Below are 15439 nucleotides of genomic sequence, written 5' to 3'. Positions count from 1 at the left end.
GGGCGTCCGCCCGGGGAGTCGTGAAGGCCTGCTCAGCAGCACAGCGGCTCACTAGACGATCGTCTTCTGAACGCCTACGGTTCCCAGCACCCCGTTCCGCTCCCGAACCGTGAGAGACCGCATGCGCAGCCCCCGCCAGACCACCGAGCTCGAGACCGGCCGCTGACGTGGCCGCGGCGAAGGCGACCGTCCTGCTCGTGAGCGACTTCCCCCTGTCGGCGATGCGGGGTGAACGCGCCGCGCTGGTCGAGCAGGCGAAGGCCTTCGCGGAGTCCGGTCACGTCGTCTGGGTGGCGACTCCGCGCTCGAGCGAGACCGCGGAGCTGCGGAAGCACGGCGTCCGCCTGTTCGAGGTCGAACCGTCGATCAGCGCGCCGGAGAGCGACCTGCCGGTGGTCCGCAACTCGGTCCGTGTCCGCCGGTGCCTCGGCACGCTGATGCTCGAGGAACGGATCGACCTCGTCGTCACCCACTCGGACTTCGGCCTCGCCGCGGCGGCGCTGACCACGGCGCGCTCCCTCGAGCTGCCGACGATCCACACCGTGCACGGCTCGGCGCCGGTCCGGGGCCGGACCGCAGCGGCGATGGCGCCCCTCGCACGGCACGCGCACCGTGTGGTGACCGGGATCCGGCCCACGCGGCACCGCTTCACGGGGCATCCCATGGACGACGCGCGCCGCAACATGGCAGTGGCCGTCTCCGGGGCGGCCGACGTCGTCGTCACCCCGACGACGCGGCAGGCCCGCGTCCTGCGCGAGGCCGGCGTCGGCCCGGTCCACGTCGTGCCCAACGCCCTCGGCCGCCGACCGGTCGAACCGCCGCCGGCGCCGGAACTCGGCCCACTCCGGCTCGTCTGGGCGTCCCGGTTCACCCCGGACAAGCGCCTCGACGTCCTCCTCAACGCGATCCGGCTGGTGGAGATCCGACTCGGCGCACACGCCGTTCGGGTCGACGTCGCCGGCGGGACCGTCCCCCCGACCCGCACGCCGGTGTCGGTCCGTGTCCACGGCCGCCTGTCGTCGCAGGCCGTCCACGACCTGCTGCTGTGCGGGCACGCGGCGGTGGTCTGCTCGCTCGAGCACGACGGCCAACCGATGACCGCACTCGAGGCGTTCCGGGACCACCGTCCGGTCATCGTGTCCGACATCCGCCTGGCGAGTGAGTTCGGCTCCGCCGCCGTCCTGACCGACGACGAGACCGCGTTCGGGCTCGCCACGACGATCATCGAACTCGCCTCGGACCGGACGCTGCTGCGACCGCACACCGCCGCCGCGATCGAGCACGCCCGAGGCGTGACGGCGGAACGGCACACCGATCAGGTCCTCCGGCTGGTCGCCGGCAGCTGCCGTCCCTGAGTGACGGCTCCCCCGCGAGCGCGCGCCGCCCTGGGCGCACCACGGGACGGACGGGAGGCCCGGGGCGGGCCCGCCCCGGGCCTCCCGTCCGTCGGCGCGTCCAGACCACGGCGCAGGAAGAACGCCCCGATGAGGAGGGGGGATCTCATCGGGGCGTTCCGTTCGTGGGGCCGCGTCAGGCGGCGAGGCGCGCAGCGAGCGCGGTGGCGCGGGACCGGAGGTCCGCGTAGGTGGCCTCGTACGCGTCCGGCGTGCCGACGCGCGAGGGGTTCGGCAGCGACCAGTGCAGGCTGTCGCCGTCGTCGATCGACTCGTGCGCACGGTCGCAGACCGTGACGACCAGGTCGCCGTCGGCGACGAGGTCGCGGAAGGCTCGCGGGACGTGGCGGCCGAGGTCCAGGCCGTGGCGCTCCCCGACGGCGACCGCCCCGGGGGCGATGGCGGCCGCGGGACGCGTCCCGCCCGACAGCGAGCCGATCTCGCTGACCTGCGCCCAGACGCCCGCGGCCAGCGGGGAGCGCGCGGAGTTGCCGGTGCAGACGAACAGCACGCGGGACACCGGGCCGGGCACCGCCGCCGAACCGTGCGGGACACCGCTCGGTTCGAGGTGCAGGTAGCTGCGGCGACCGTCGCCGTCGGAGCGGCGGCGCGTGACCAGACCGGCCTGCTCGAGGACGCGCAGGTGATGCGCCAGGAGCGGGCCGGAGATCCCGAGGGCGGCCCGCACCTCGCTCGGGCTGGCGTCGGACGCGGCGAGCAGGTCGACGATCGCCAGGCGGGCGACGTCGCCGAGGGCCGCGTGCTGCGTCGCACGCCGCTCGAGGTCCTGCCGCCCGGTGTTCATCGGTTCAATGTTGACTGAACCATCTGCCGTCGTCAAGATGAGCGGGTGACGACCAGCCCCGAGCCCCTGCGGTCGTCCGCGGCATCGGTGTTCCTGGTGTTCCTGCGGCTCGGGCTGACCTCGTTCGGCGGGCCGGTCGCGCACCTCGGGTACTTCCGTGAAGCCTTCGTGGTGCGTCGCCGCTGGCTGCGGGACGACGCCTACGCCGACCTCGTCGCGCTGTGCCAGTTCCTGCCCGGACCGGCGTCGAGCCAGGTCGGGATGGCACTCGGGCTGCAGCGCGCCGGACTGCCCGGGCTCCTCGCGGCGTGGTGCGGGTTCACCCTGCCGTCCGCGGTGCTGCTCGTCGCGTTCGCCCTGCTGGTCTCCGGCACGCCCGACCTGGCCGGCGCCGGGTGGCTGCTCGGGCTGCAGGCCGCCGCAGCCGCGGTGGTGGCGCAGGCGGTGCTCGGCATGGCGCGCTCGCTCACACCGGACCGCCGTCGGGCGACCATCGCGGCCGCCGCCGCGGTCGTGGTGCTGCTCGTCCCCGGCCCGGCGGCGCAGGTCGCGGTCATCGCGGTGTGCGGTGTGGTCGGCGTGCTGTGGCTCGGTCGGGTGGTCGACTCGGTCGAGGATGTCGGAGACACCGAGGACGCCGGCTCCCAGATCGCCGTGCGCCTCCCCCGCTGGGTCGCCGTGTCGGCGCTCGTCGCGTTCGCCGCCCTGCTCGTCGCGGCACCCGTCGCCGCGAGCGGCACCGGGGCAGTGCGCCTGTTCGGGGTCTTCGCGCAGGCGGGCTCGCTCGTCTTCGGCGGCGGCCACGTCGTCCTGCCGTTGCTCGAGTCACAGACCGTGGCCACGCACCTGGTGGGCCACGCGGACTTCCTGGCCGGGTACGGCGCCGCACAGGCCGTGCCCGGGCCGCTCTTCACCTTCGCCGCCTACCTCGGCGCCGTCGCCGACGGCAGTCCGAGCGGGCTCCTCGGCGCTGCGGTGGCACTCGTCGCGATCTTCCTGCCGGCGGCGCTCCTGGTCATCGGTGCGCTGCCGTTCTGGCACGTGCTCCGTGCCCTGCCGTGGGCCCGGCGCGTGCTGGCCGGTGTGAACGCGGGGGTCGTCGGGCTCCTCGCCGCGGCGCTCTGGGACCCGGTCATCACCGAGGGGGTCCGCTCGGCACCCGCACTGGCGCTCGCCGTGGCCGCCTTCACCGCCCTCGCCCGCTGGTCCGCTCCCCCGTGGGCCGTCGTCATCGGAGCCGGCCTGCTCGGCGCCGTCGTCCTCTGATCGGAGCACTCCGCATGCCCACCGTCCTGTTCGTCTGCGTCCACAACGCCGGCCGCTCCCAGATGGCCGCCGGCTTCCTGCAGCACCTGGCGGGTGGCCGCGTCGACGTCCGGAGTGCCGGCTCCGAACCGGCCGACCAGCTCAACCCCGTGGTCGTCGCGGCGATGCTCGAGGAGGGCATCGACATCCGGAGCGAGCAGCCCGCGCTGCTCAGCACCGATGCCGTCCGCGCCGCGGACGTCGTCATCACGATGGGGTGCGGGGACGCCTGCCCGGTGTTCCCGGGCAAGCGCTACGAGGACTGGGAGCTCACCGACCCCGCGGGGCTCGACCTGGACGCCGTCCGGCCGATCCGCGACGACGTGCGCGCACGGGTGCAGGACCTGCTCGCCGGGCTTGCGATCGCCTGAGCGGCGACGTGAGCCGTCCCACAGGTCCGGACCGTCGATCACCAGCGGGAGCGGGTCACCCTGGCAGCGCGTGCACAGGCCACCCTGGAGGCGCGCACCGCGACTGAGAAGCCGGTCACGGTCGCAGCGCGTGGCGGCCCCAGGGCGCGCGTGGGCTTCCAGGGTCCGGTTCCATCGTTCTGCCGTGCAGACGACATCACTTCTCCCCATCATCGCCAAGGCGTGTGCGGTGGCAGCTCCGGTCGCCATCGCCGTGTCGCTCGTGGCCGGTCCGGCCGTGGCGGCACCCCTCCACACCTCCACCTCCGACACCACCACCACCTCCTCGCACCACACGGTGGACCGTGCGGCGCGGACGACCTCGGGTGGCACGGCGGTCTCGCGGCTCGACCGTCGTGCCGAGCAGCGCAACGAGGCCACGGTCCGGCACCTGTTCCGGTGCGCGTTCCGGTCCCCCGCGTCCGCGAAGGCCCGTGCGGCTGCACGGACCGCCGTCGCGACCGGTGCCGTCGCCCACGGTGCGACGAGCGCCTCGGGTCCGTCCGCGTTGCTCGCTGAGTTCACCGCCGACCGCTCCCGGGTGCCCGGCGCCCACGCCGTGATCAAGCACATCGCCGGTGACGCGGACCTGGTGGCCGTGCACTGGCAGATCACCGCGAAGCCGAAGGACGAACGCACCGGTGACGCTGCCGTCGACCTGTTCCGCATGCGCAACGGGCGCATCAGCGAGTGGTGGGCACTCCGTCAGACGGTCCCGACGGGCACGCCGGCCAGCGGCAACACGAACAGCATGTTCAGCGACCTGTACCCGGCCGCGAAGCGTGACCGTCACCTGACCGAGCGGCAGGAGGAGCACAACCGGGTGCTCGCGGTGACCGCGTACAACCGGCTGTTCCGCGACCACGACGTGTCCGTGCTGGACGAGAAGTTCGACCCGGCGTACCTGCAGCACAACTCGGTCGCCGCGAACGGCACGGCCGCGCTCAAGCAGTTCTTCGCCGGCAGCGCCGCGCAGAGCCTGCCGAAGCAGGAGTCCGTCATCTCGCTCGCCGACGGCGACCTGGTGTGGACGTTCTCGAAGCCGGTCGGTGCGAAGGCCGACGCCCCGTTCGGCGCGGCCGACCTGTTCCGGGTCGACGACAACCTGATCCGCGAGCACTGGGACGTCGTCCCGACGAGCTGAGGCTCGGCCGACGGAGCCGCGCGTCTCAGGACGCGCGGCTCCGTCGCGCCCGCTCCTTGATCGCGGTGATGACGGCCGTCTTCGCCTCGGCGTAGGCGTTCATGTCGTCCCAGCTCCGGTCGAGCAGCTCCCGCTTGGTCCGTTCGTACAGTGCCCGGTCGTCGGCGTCGGCGCGCAGGTGGTCCCGGAGGAGCAGGTACTCGTCGACCGCCGTCGCGCCCCGCTCGTAGACGTGCATGTGGACGTCACGGGCCGGCGTCCGGACCAGGCGGTGGCCCGGCTCGCGGACACGGAGCTCGTACCCGGCGGCGAGGAGCTGGTCGAGGTACGTGGCCTCGGCGGTGACGTCGGCGACGACGACCACGATGTCGACGATGGGTTTCGCTGCCAGGCCGGGGACGGCCGTGGAGCCGATGTGCTCGACGACCGGAGCGTCTGTGCCGGAGCCGGGGAGGGCCTCCAGGATGCGTCGCCGGTGGTCGGCGAAGACCGCAGCCCACGCGCTGTCGGCGGGGTGCAGGGTCACCGTGACCGGTTCCGGGCCGCCGATGATCTCGACGGTCGTGACGTCCGGGCGGGGGTGGTCCTCGTCGTGCTGCACCCGGACATGATCGCAGTCCGTGGTCGTGGTCGCGGTCGCGGTCGTCGATCGCGTCAGAGCTTCGCGGGGAACGCCGATCCGCGGCCGATGACGGTGAGGAGCGCCGCGACCGCCCCGAACACGATCATCACCACGGCGAGCACCAGCCCGTCGAAGGCCGTCAGCAGGGCGGCACCGAACAGGCCGGCCGCGAAGATCGCGATGTTGAACGCGACCGGCAGGAACGCGCTCGCGACGTCGGCGTCCTCGCCGCCGGCGGTCGTCAGGGCGGCCTGCAGCTGCGTGGAGGACCCGCCGAAGCCGATGCCCCACAGGCCCGCGGCCACCAGGACCGCGACCGGCGACGTGTGGCCGACGAGCAGCACCACCCCGGCCAGGACGAACAGGCCGACGCTGCCGTGCAGCAGAGGTCGGGGGTGCCGGTCGAGCAGCGCGCCCGTCACGACGACGCCGAGGATCGCGGCGATCCCGTAGACGAGCAGCACCAGCCCGGCGCTCAGGTCGGTGCCGGTCGCCCGCAGGTACGGCGAGATGTACGTGTAGATCGTGTTGTGCGCCACCATCCACGTCGCGATCACCGCGAGGATGACCGCGATGCCGCGGATCCGGAACACCCGCACGACGGACAGCTTCGCGGCGCTCGTCTGCCCCGGGGCATCCGGCACGAACAGCGCGATCAGCGCCAGCACCACCACGCCGACCAGGCTCAGCCCGATGAACGACGACCGCCAGCCCAGGGCGTTGCCGATGAAGGACCCGAGCGGAGTGCCCAGCGCGAACCCCACCGGCGCGCCCGTCGAGACGATCGCGAGCGACACCCCGGCGGAGCGGGCCGGGCTGATCCGCCGGGCGTAGGTGGCGAACATGCCCCAGATCGTCCCCGACATCGCGCCGGCGACGAACCGGGTGACCAGCGCGACCGCGACGTTCGGCGCGAACGCGGTCAGGGTGTTCGCGACGAGCAGCACGGCGATGGCGGCCACGATGAGCGGCTTGCGGCGGAACCCGCGCGTCAGGGCGATCGCCGGGACCGTGGCGATGACCGTGCCCATCGCGTACGCGCTGACGAACAGGCCGACCGTGCCCTCGCTCGTGCCCATCCCGTCGGCGATCGCGGGCAGCAGCCCGGCCGGCATCGTCTCCATGGCGACCAGGAGGAACCCGATCGCGGCGAGCAGGGTGAGCGGGAACCAGGGCAGTCGGCCGTCGGTCGCCCGGTCGGTCGTGGGGAGGTCGGAGGTCGTCGTGGTCACGGACCGACGGTAGGGGCATGGTCCGGCGGACAGGGAGGTTCGGCTGGACCCCGTTTCGCCGGAGCCTCACTGGGCGGGTGGTGGTGGGGCTTCGATGGTGGTGTCCACGAACGAAGGGAACACCATGACCGGAACCAGCACCTTCCTCATCACCGGCACGAGCCGCGGGATGGGCACCGACTTCGCCCGGGCCGCCCTCGACGCCGGGCACCGGGTCGTGGCGACCGGACGCGACCCCGAGCGGGTCCGCGCCGTCCTCGGCGACCACGAGCGCCTGCTCACCGTCGCGCTCGACGTGACCGACCCCGAGTCGGTCCGAGCCGCAGTCGACGCCGCGACCGACCGCTTCGGCGGCGTCGACGTCCTGGTGAACAACGCCGGGAGCTTCCAGGCCGGGTACTTCGAGGAGATCTCGGCCGAGCAGTTCCGCGCGCAGATGGAGACGAACTTCTTCGGGGCGCTCGCGGTGACGCGTGCCGTGCTCCCGGTCATGCGACGGCAGCGCTCCGGGCACGTCATCAGCATCAGCTCCACCGCTGGCATCGTCGCCGGCGCCGGTGGGAGCGCCTACTCGGCGTCGAAGTTCGCGCTCGAGGGCTGGATGGAGGCCCTGCACGACGAGGTGGCACCCTTCGGCATCCACACCACCGTGGTCGAGCCCGGCTTCTTCCGCACCGACCTGCTGGCCGAGGGCGACTCGACCTTCTGGGGCGACGTCGCCATCGACGACTACGCCCCGCTCTCGGACGGGTCGAAGGAGTTCTTCCGCGGCATGCGGGGCAACCAGTCCGGCGACCCCGCGAAGCTCGCGCAGGTGCTGCTGACGCTGATCGCGATGCCCGAGCCGCCGCTGCGGTTCGCCGCCGGCGCGGACAGCGTGGCGGGGATCGTGCAGAAGGGTCAGCAGCTCGTCGAGCAGGCGCAGGCGTTCCCCGAGCTGTCGACCACGCTCGACCTGGATGCGTGACGACTGCCCCTTGCCAAGTTTGGCTACGGGTATTAGCTTTTGAGTTACTACCCGTAGCCGAAGGAGCCACGTCATGCTCGAACACCTGGACACCGAGGGCGGCACGATCGCCTACGACCTCTCCGGAACAGGCCCGCTCGTGGTCCTCGCCCACGGCATGGGCGACAGCCGGCACGCCTACCGTTTCGTCGTACCGGAGCTCGTCGCGGCCGGCTACCGGGTGGCGAACGTCGACCTCCGCGGCTGCGGCGACTCGAGCACCGGGTGGGACGGCTACCAGCGCACCGACATCGCACGTGACCTCGTCGCCGTGGCCCGCCACCTCGGTGGCCCGGCCGTGGTCGTCGGGCAGTCCATCAGCGGGGGCGCGGCGACCATCGCCGCAGCCACCGCACCGGACCTGGTCGCGGGCATCGTCGAACTGGCGCCGTTCACGCGCAAGCAGTCCGTCGACCTGGGCGGACTCCTGCGCAACCGCCGACACCGCGCCGGCACCGTCCAGCTTGCGCGGGTCATGACGAGCGGCAGCCTGCCCGGCTGGCTCGCGTACCTCGACATCGCGGTGCCCACCAAGCCCGCCGACTGGGCGACGGAACGCAGCCGCATCGAGACGACCCTGCGGCAACCGGAGCGGATGGCGGTCCTCCGCGCCATGACCCGCACGTCGCCCGCCGACGCCGGCGAGCAGCTGGGTGCCGTCCGGTGCCCCGTGCTCGTCGTCGAGGGCAGTGCCGACCCGGACTGGGCCGTGCCCCGTGCCGAGGGCGAGCGGATCCTCGCCGACCTGCCGGACGGCCTCGGGGAACTCGCCGTGATCGACGGCGCCGGCCACTACCCCCACACCGAGACGCCGGCAGCACTCCTCGCCCTGCTGCTGCCGTTCCTCGCCCGCACGCTGCCCGTCGCAGGTCCCGTTGCCTAGGGCGGGGCTCGACCCGGCGACCGTCACCGAGGCCGCGGCGACGCTGGCCGACGAGATCGGCCTGGCCCAGCTGAGCATGAGCCTCGTCGCCGACCGCCTCGGGGTGAAGGCACCGTCGCTGTACAAGCACGTCGACGGGCTCGGCGACCTCACGCGCAGGATCGCGATCCTCGGTGCGAACGAGCTCGGTGACGCGCTCCGCGACGCCATGCAGGGGCGCAGCGGTCGGAGTGCGCTCGAGGCGGCGGTGCAGACCGTGCGCCGGAGCGTCCGGGAACACCCGGCGCGGTACCAGGCAGCCGTCAGCGTCCGGCCGACCGGTGCCGATGACCCCCTGGCGGTCGCACTCGGCCGCACCCTGGCGTCCTTCGCCGCGGCGCTCCGCGACTACCCGCTCGACCCGGCCGACGAGGTCCACGCGCTCCGGGTGCTCCGCAGCGTCCTGCACGGGTTCGCCACGATCGAGGCGTCCGGCGGGTTCCAGATGGACACCGATGTCGATGCGAGTGCCGCGTGGATGATCGACTTCCTGGATCGCGGCTTCCGTGCCGCGACGACACGGTGACCGTCACCACGGCGGCGCGCCCGTCGAGGCCCGTCGGTCACGACCCGCTCCGTGGCGGTCTGCGGTTCCTGGCGGAGCTCGTCGCGTGGGTGGCCGTTCCCTGGGCGCTCTGGCCCCACTCGCCGGTGCTCGCGATCGCCGCCGTCCTGGTCCTCGTCGTGCCGCCGGCGGTGTTCGGGACCCCGGGCGACCGCCCCGGCGGTGACCCGCCGGTCGCGGCACCGGGAGCGGTCACCATCGCGTCGGTCCTCGCGCACCTCGTGGGGGCGGTCGCTGCAGCCTGGGTCCTGTGGCCGACGGCGGTCGCGATCGTCGTCACCGCCCTGTGCGTCGCCGTCGTCGTCTCGGAACAGCCACGGTGGCGCGCGCTGGTCGGACGCGGGCGCTGAGCCGTTCGTAGGCTGACGCCATGGCAGCAGCAGACGAGACCGGTCCGTTCTGGCACGGCACAGTGGCAGCCCTGCGGCCCGGGGAGTTCCTCTCCCCCGGTTTCCGCTCGAACTACCGCCCCGACGTCGTGATGAACCACGTCTACTTCACGGCGACCCGCGACGGAGCAGGGCTCGCGGCCGAACTCGCGGCCGAGCTCGTGCCCGGCGACCGCGAGCCGCGTGTGTACCGCGTCGAGCCGACCGGTCCCTTCGAGGACGACCCGAACGTGACCGACAAGAAGTTCCCCGGCAACCCGACCCGGTCGTACCGCAGTGCCCTCCCGCTCCGCGTGGTCGGCGAGGAGACCGGGTGGACACGGCTCGCCCCAGAGGCGTTGCGCCAGTGGCGGGAACGGCTCGTCGCGCTCCCGCCCGAGGGACGCGGCGAGATCGTCAACTGACCGACGTCAGGCCGCGATGATGTTCGGGGCGAACCGGCACCAGTAGTCCGTGATCGGCCCGTCGGACTCGCGGATGCCGACTCCGAAGGACTCGCCGCCCACGACCCACGACCCGAGCACCGGGTGGTTGTGTCCGTTCGACCCCGGGAAGTCCGGGAGCTCGTGGTACTGCTGCCACACCCGTTCGGCCCCGGTGCCGGGGCGCCGGTACTCGCGACCGTTCGTCGTGACCGAACCGTCGGCTCGGTGGACCGCGATGCCGTCGCCCTCACGCCCGAACACGGGCTTCACGACGAAGTCGCGCATGCCGTTCGGACCGTCCGCGAAGGCCGGCAGCAGGTTCGGGTGGCCAGGGAACAATCGCCAGAGCGCGACGAGCAGCAGCTTGTTCGACAGGAACATCTTCCACGCCGGCTCGTACCAGCGGCCGAGCCGCCCGCGGTCGCTGACCAGGAAGGCGCCGAACTCCTCGTCGCCCTGCGCCCGGTCGTCCCCGGAGACGAGGTCCTCCCACGGGTACAGCTTGAAGAGGTTGCGGATCACCGGGTACTGGGTCCCAGGCTCGTCCCCGGGCAGCGTGAACACGCTCCGCGACGAACCGGCCGGCTCCTGGTCGCCGACGAACTGGCGGGCCGTCGGGTGCCAGCCGATGTCCTTCATCTCGATGCCGGTGTGCTCCCACCCGGCCTCCCCCGCCAGGTCGCGCATGTAGGCCACGGTGTCCCAGTCCTCGCCCGCCGTGTCGAGGTCGGAGTGCGCCACGAACAGTCGGCCACCGTCCTCGGCGCGCAGGGATTCGTGCAGCAGTGTCCGCCAGCGCGCCACCATCGCCTCGTGGATGCCGTTCCACTGGTCGGTCTCGGCGGACAGTTCGCCGGTGGTGAGCCGGTCCTGCATCCAGTGCCACTGCGTGACCGATGCCTCGATCAACCCGGTCGGGGTGTCCCCGTTGTACTCGAGCATCTTGGCGGGTGAACCGTCTCCGGCGTACGCCAGGTCGAACCGCGCGTACAGGTCGGGCTCATCGTGCTCGAGCGACCACGAGGCGAGGTCGAACCCGGCTCGCGTCAGGCCCAGCGTGCCGAGGGCGCCGGTGGCGAGGTACCGGGCGGCTTCGAGGCACATCCGGTGCAGTTCCTCGGTCTGCCGCTCGAGCGCCTCGACCTCCGGCAGCGTGAAGACGTACGCGGCGGTGTCGTTCCAGTACTCGACGGGCGTGCCGTCGTCGCGGACGGACCGCGAGTAGATCAACCCGGTCTGCTGGATCCGGCGCCGCCAGTCCGGACGCTCGGGGAACTCGATGCGCTCCATCAGCCGCCGAACCCACCGTGACCGCCGGCTCCGCCGAAGCCGCCCTTGGTGACGGAGCTCCCACGGGACGAGACGCCGGCCTTCGCGGTCTTCCCGGCGGGCAGGGCGCTCGTGCCGCCGGAGACCGCGTCCCCCACGCCGGGGACCCTCGTGGCACGGTTGGCGAAGAGCGGCAGGAAGTACCAGCCGGCGTGCCCGCCGTGGTTGTTGCAGTCGTCGTCCGGCAACCGCTTCTCGGTCGCGTTGTCGCGGCAGATCTTCGCGTAGTCGCTGTCGACGCCGGCTCCCTCGCCACACCCGGTCAACGACGCTGCCAGGGCTGCGACCACCCCGATGGAGACGACACGGGAAGCACGGCGACGAACACTCACGAAGGGGAACAGTACCGCTCCCCATGGACCGGTGTCCGCGTCGGCACCTCGACCAGCGCAGACGATCGTCTGGCGAACCGGTAGCGTGTGCGGTGGCGGCAGCCGCCGCACACCGTCCACGAAGGAGCCGACCATGCCGCGGAGCACCGATCGGGTCCGGGCGTCTCCGATCGTCCTCGCCGTGGGGATCGCCGCGCTCGCCGTCGCCATCGCCCTGCCCGCGCCGTTGCCGACCACGCCGGGTCCCGAGACGATCGGCCTCGGCGCATCCGGCACACTCGGCCCCGCGCTCGGGGTACCGCCCGTGACGAGTGGCGCGCACCGGTTCGCGATCCGCCCACCACGGACGGTCGGCACCAGCGGAGTCGTCAGGGTGCGGTTCGCCGGACTGGGCACCCCCGGTGCCGTCGTCGTCGTCCACTACGGCAGCCCCGGGGACGACTCCGGGAACGAGCGCGTCGCGGAGATCGAGCCGGGCAGCAGCGCCGTCGGCTCGACCGGCCGGTTCGCCTTCACGGCGGCACTGCCCGAGCTGCCCCGTGGAGCCGACCGGGCGTCCTGGAGCGCCCGGCTGATCGACCCCACGTCGCTGGCCGTCCTCGGCCGCGTCGAGGGCATTCACCTCGTCGAGCACACCGAGCGCTGACCACCGATCCACGGCCGGCACGATGAGAGGGCGCGCAGGGTGCTGGCTCCCGTCCCGTCCTGCGGCTACGTTCGCTAGACGAACGTCTGGCCAGCAGTCAGCGGCGAGACCTGACCTCGAGGAGCCCCCGTGTCGACACCCCATCGCACCCCGTCATCCCGACCCGCGTCCATCGCACTCGGGGCCGCGCTGCTCCTGACCCTCGGCCTCGCCGGCTGCTCCACGGCCGGATCCGCAGCACCCTCACCCTCGCCGTCCCCGGCCGCGCAGGGCGACGCTCCCGCGACGACCGGCTCGTCACCGTCGGTCGACGTGACCGTCGCCGCGACGACACTCGGCAAGGTCGTCGTCGACGGCAAGGGCATGACCGCCTACTACTTCGACGCCGACGTCAAGGACTCCGGGAAGAGCACCTGCACCGGAGGCTGCGCGACCGCGTGGCCCGCGATCGAGGCGACGACCACGACGCCGAAGGTGTCCGGCATCACCGGCAAGGTCGGCACCATCACGGGCGTGGACGGTGGACGGCAGATCACGATCGACGGCCGACCGATCTACACCTTCATCGGGGACAAGAAGGCCGGTGACGTGACGGGTCAGGGCGACAAGGGTGTCTGGTACGTCGTGAACCCGGACGGCTCCGAGCAGAAGAAGTAGGCCACGCACCCCGGCGGGACGGCAGGGACGCCACGCCCGCCGGGGTCAGCCCTCGGGCTCGGCCGGGTGCCCGCCCACGCGCACGGGCTCCACCTGCTCGAGCAACGCGTGCACACCCGGCAGACCGAGCCCGGTGAACAGCGCCGCCCACAGATCCCGGAGCTGCCCCTCGGTGTCCCGCGTCAGCCGGGCGCTCGTCCGGGCCCACATCACCCCGAAGGTCGACGTCAGCACGAGGTCCGCCGCACGTGCCCACTCGGGGTCGGTGGCCGGTCCGGTGCCACCGCTCGAAGCCGAAAGGTGCCGACGGACGTAGTCGTCCCACGTGAAGACCCGTGGAATCACTTCCCCCGCACCGCGGAGTTCGTGACTCAGGCGGATCGCCCCGGCAGCCACCGGACACCGTATGGCGTCGGAGCAGGCGGACGTGAGCATGACGAGCAGGTGTTCGAGCCCCTCGGGCTGCCGGATCAGCGAGTCGATCGCCGCCCAGCGAGCCTGCTGCCGCTCGATGACCGCGAAGGCGAGTTCGTGCTTGGACGAGAACACGTGGTAGCCGATCGCCGACTTCGGGCGGTCCATCGCGGCGGCGACCCGTGCGAACGAGGTCCCCGCGTAGCCATGGCTCGCGAACACCGCCGCCGCAGCCTCGATGATCTGCTCGCGGGTCCGGGTCTTCGCCTGCTGCCGCTGGTTCATCGCACTCCTCGGTCGGGTCTTGGTTCATCATACGAACGTCTGGCCAGGAGTCGTCAGCGGTCACGCCGGGCGCAATGCCTCTGATCTCCTCAGCTTCAGCATTTCGCTAGACGATCGTCTGGGGCATTGTTAGCGTTCACGCACACCGGGCCCCCAGGCCCGCACCCCCACGAACCAGAGGAGTCCCCATGCGTTCGACCCCGTCCACCCACCGCTCCCCGTCGGTCCGCCGACTGACCGTGCTCGCGACGTGCGTCACCCTCGGCGGTGCGCTCGCCGCAGGCGTCCTGGTCCCCGCGCAGGCCGGAGCTGCCACGATCTCCCACACGACGCACGCCACACACACCTCGACCCGGGCTGCGGCCGTGGCGTTCACCGCGAAGACCCACGGCGGGCCCGACCGGAGGAGCTTCACCGGCATCACCTTCGCCGGGACCGGGAAGCCCGGCGCCCTGGTCATCGTCTACTACGACGCACCGGGCAAGCCGCGCGGCCTGTTCAACAAGCACATCGCCGAGGTCACTTCGGGGGACGACGTCGTCAGCGCCAGCGGCCACTACCGCTTCACCGCCGCGTTCCCGGACCTGCCGCGCGGCACCACGACGCTGCACTGGCACGCCCGTCTCGGTGACCCGGACACCCTGTCGGTGATCGGACGCGTCAACGGCACCCGCACGCTCGGCTGACCCGTGACCCGCCACCCGCAACCGGCGCTCGTCCGCACCCTGGCCGTCGCCGTGTCCCTGGCGGCCGTCGTCGGGGCCACCCTCACCTGGGCTCCGTCGGCCTCGGCCACCACGAGCGACCCCGACCGGGTCGCAGCGCCGATCATCGCCGGCACCGAGGTCGGCGTCCCCGGCGGCACCTGCACGGTCGGTGCCGTGCTGGCCGCCAAAGGGTTCCGGAGCCAGCTGAAGCAGTACCAACGGGCGACCCGGTGGGTCGTGCTCGCGAAGCACTGCGCGCCGCTGCAGGCACCCGTGCAGCTCGCCGGCGCGCCCGTCGGCCACGTGGTCTGGCAGTCCGCGGAGTCGGACCTCGAACTCGCCGTCGTCCCGCCCCTGGCGTGCACCCGGGCCCGGGCGGCGACCGGGTCGTGCGACCCGTCCGTCGCAACGTGGACGCCCCGGGCATCGGGTCGTGTGTTCAACCGGGTCGACGGGGTCGTGGCACGCGCCGCCGTCCGCGGCACGGGTCGGCCGGACGCGGACTCCTTCTGCACCAGCGGCGCGGTGAGCGGCGTGCTGTGCGCGTGGACACCCACCGGCGTCCCGGCCACGACGCCGTCCGGTCCCCGCCACCTCGCGGCTGCCAGCACCGACTCGGACGTGCCCATCGCAGCAGGCGACTCGGGCGGACCGGTGGTCAGCTCCGGGAACCGGCTGTACGGGATCATCTCGAGCAGCACGACGAGGGCGGCGACGGGCGCGACGAGCACGACGGGTTCGACGGGTTCGACGGTGCTGCTCTACACGCCCGCCCAGCAGGTCCTCACCGAGCTCTTCCGGTACCGGCTGGCCCCGGCGCCCTGAGCCGCTGGCCGCTGGGTGGGCGACT

Annotated in this window: 19 protein-coding genes; 13 read left to right on the top strand and 6 right to left on the bottom strand. The window is 72.8% G+C overall.

Annotated elements, in window-relative coordinates; all coding sequences use genetic code 11:
* The first annotated feature begins 197 nt into the window (after positions 1-197).
* Positions 198-1355, top strand: a complete 1158-nt coding sequence (locus DEJ19_RS08505; protein ID WP_146250680.1) for a glycosyltransferase family 4 protein — start codon at positions 198-200, stop codon at positions 1353-1355.
* A gap of 175 nt (positions 1356-1530) precedes the next feature.
* On the opposite strand, the gene DEJ19_RS08500 is transcribed toward DEJ19_RS08505, so the two are convergent.
* On the bottom strand, positions 1531-2199 hold the full coding sequence (locus DEJ19_RS08500) for an arsenate reductase/protein-tyrosine-phosphatase family protein (protein ID WP_111233473.1): 669 nt from the start codon (positions 2197-2199) through the stop codon (positions 1531-1533).
* 45 nt (positions 2200-2244) lie between these two features.
* Here DEJ19_RS08500 and chrA point away from each other — a divergent pair, with 45 nt between their 5' ends.
* From chrA to DEJ19_RS08485, 3 genes are all read left to right on the top strand, one after another.
* Positions 2245-3465 (top strand): chromate efflux transporter, encoded by a 1221-nt coding sequence (gene chrA / locus DEJ19_RS08495; protein WP_111233472.1) that lies wholly within the window; start codon positions 2245-2247, stop codon positions 3463-3465.
* 14 nt (positions 3466-3479) lie between these two features.
* Entirely contained in the window at positions 3480-3875 is a 396-nt protein-coding gene (locus tag DEJ19_RS08490) for an arsenate reductase ArsC (protein ID WP_071405294.1), read from the top strand.
* A 184-nt stretch (positions 3876-4059) separates the two neighbouring features.
* Entirely contained in the window at positions 4060-5058 is a 999-nt protein-coding gene (locus DEJ19_RS08485) for a nuclear transport factor 2 family protein (protein ID WP_258377417.1), read from the top strand.
* 25 nt (positions 5059-5083) lie between these two features.
* Here DEJ19_RS08485 and DEJ19_RS08480 read toward each other — a convergent pair whose 3' ends face one another.
* Complete coding sequence (locus DEJ19_RS08480) at positions 5084-5659, bottom strand: GrpB family protein (RefSeq protein ID WP_111233471.1); 576 nt, start codon at positions 5657-5659, stop codon at positions 5084-5086.
* Between the two features lie 53 nt (positions 5660-5712).
* A complete protein-coding gene (locus tag DEJ19_RS08475) occupies positions 5713-6912 on the bottom strand; it encodes an MFS transporter (protein ID WP_258377416.1) in 1200 nt (399 codons plus the stop codon).
* 124 nt (positions 6913-7036) lie between these two features.
* Between DEJ19_RS08475 and DEJ19_RS08470 the strand changes: the two genes are divergently transcribed.
* The 5 genes from DEJ19_RS08470 to arr all read left to right on the top strand — a co-directional run bounded on the left by DEJ19_RS08470 (position 7037) and on the right by arr (position 10198).
* A complete protein-coding gene (locus DEJ19_RS08470) occupies positions 7037-7879 on the top strand; it encodes an SDR family NAD(P)-dependent oxidoreductase (RefSeq protein ID WP_111233495.1) in 843 nt (280 codons plus the stop codon).
* A gap of 73 nt (positions 7880-7952) precedes the next feature.
* On the top strand, positions 7953-8801 hold the full coding sequence (locus DEJ19_RS08465) for an alpha/beta fold hydrolase (RefSeq protein ID WP_111100588.1): 849 nt from the start codon (positions 7953-7955) through the stop codon (positions 8799-8801).
* Entirely contained in the window at positions 8794-9366 is a 573-nt protein-coding gene (locus DEJ19_RS08460; protein WP_111233469.1) for a TetR/AcrR family transcriptional regulator, read from the top strand. The genes DEJ19_RS08465 and DEJ19_RS08460 overlap by 8 nt, the downstream gene beginning before the upstream one ends.
* On the top strand, positions 9363-9755 hold the full coding sequence (locus tag DEJ19_RS08455) for a hypothetical protein (protein ID WP_111100586.1): 393 nt from the start codon (positions 9363-9365) through the stop codon (positions 9753-9755). Before DEJ19_RS08460 ends, DEJ19_RS08455 begins: the two co-directional genes overlap by 4 nt.
* Positions 9756-9775: 20 nt before the next feature.
* Positions 9776-10198: an NAD(+)--rifampin ADP-ribosyltransferase gene (arr, locus tag DEJ19_RS08450; protein ID WP_111233468.1), complete on the top strand. Its 423-nt coding sequence runs from the start codon at positions 9776-9778 to the stop codon at positions 10196-10198.
* A gap of 6 nt (positions 10199-10204) precedes the next feature.
* Here arr and DEJ19_RS08445 read toward each other — a convergent pair whose 3' ends face one another.
* Positions 10205-11509, bottom strand: coding sequence for a glutathionylspermidine synthase family protein (locus DEJ19_RS08445; protein ID WP_111030207.1), 1305 nt, complete (start codon positions 11507-11509; stop codon positions 10205-10207).
* Positions 11509-11880 carry a tRNA-dihydrouridine synthase gene (locus DEJ19_RS08440; protein ID WP_152377983.1) on the bottom strand — a complete coding sequence of 124 codons (372 nt, stop codon included), beginning with the start codon at positions 11878-11880 and terminating at the stop codon, positions 11509-11511. The genes DEJ19_RS08445 and DEJ19_RS08440 overlap by 1 nt, the downstream gene beginning before the upstream one ends.
* 133 nt (positions 11881-12013) lie before the next feature.
* Between DEJ19_RS08440 and DEJ19_RS08435 the strand changes: the two genes are divergently transcribed.
* Both DEJ19_RS08435 and DEJ19_RS08430 read left to right on the top strand, forming a co-directional pair.
* Positions 12014-12526, top strand: a complete 513-nt coding sequence (locus tag DEJ19_RS08435; protein ID WP_111233467.1) for a hypothetical protein — start codon at positions 12014-12016, stop codon at positions 12524-12526.
* Positions 12527-12655: 129 nt separating this feature from the next.
* Positions 12656-13183 (top strand): COG4315 family predicted lipoprotein, encoded by a 528-nt coding sequence (locus DEJ19_RS08430; protein WP_111233466.1) that lies wholly within the window; start codon positions 12656-12658, stop codon positions 13181-13183.
* A gap of 45 nt (positions 13184-13228) precedes the next feature.
* Here the strand turns inward: DEJ19_RS08430 and DEJ19_RS08425 are convergent, their stop codons facing one another.
* Entirely contained in the window at positions 13229-13882 is a 654-nt protein-coding gene (locus tag DEJ19_RS08425) for a TetR family transcriptional regulator (protein ID WP_111233465.1), read from the bottom strand.
* Between the two features lie 188 nt (positions 13883-14070).
* Between DEJ19_RS08425 and DEJ19_RS08420 the strand changes: the two genes are divergently transcribed.
* Positions 14071-14568 carry a hypothetical protein gene (locus DEJ19_RS08420; protein WP_111233464.1) on the top strand — a complete coding sequence of 166 codons (498 nt, stop codon included), beginning with the start codon at positions 14071-14073 and terminating at the stop codon, positions 14566-14568.
* A 3-nt stretch (positions 14569-14571) separates the two neighbouring features.
* Positions 14572-15414 carry a chymotrypsin family serine protease gene (locus DEJ19_RS08415; protein WP_111233463.1) on the top strand — a complete coding sequence of 281 codons (843 nt, stop codon included), beginning with the start codon at positions 14572-14574 and terminating at the stop codon, positions 15412-15414.
* The last annotated feature ends 25 nt before the right edge of the window (positions 15415-15439 follow it).

The organism is Curtobacterium sp. MCSS17_016 (genome assembly GCF_003234255.2).
Classification (GTDB): domain Bacteria; phylum Actinomycetota; class Actinomycetes; order Actinomycetales; family Microbacteriaceae; genus Curtobacterium; species Curtobacterium flaccumfaciens.
Note: the sequence above shows the minus strand (reverse complement) of the source record. Positions and strands in the feature narration are given on the sequence as shown.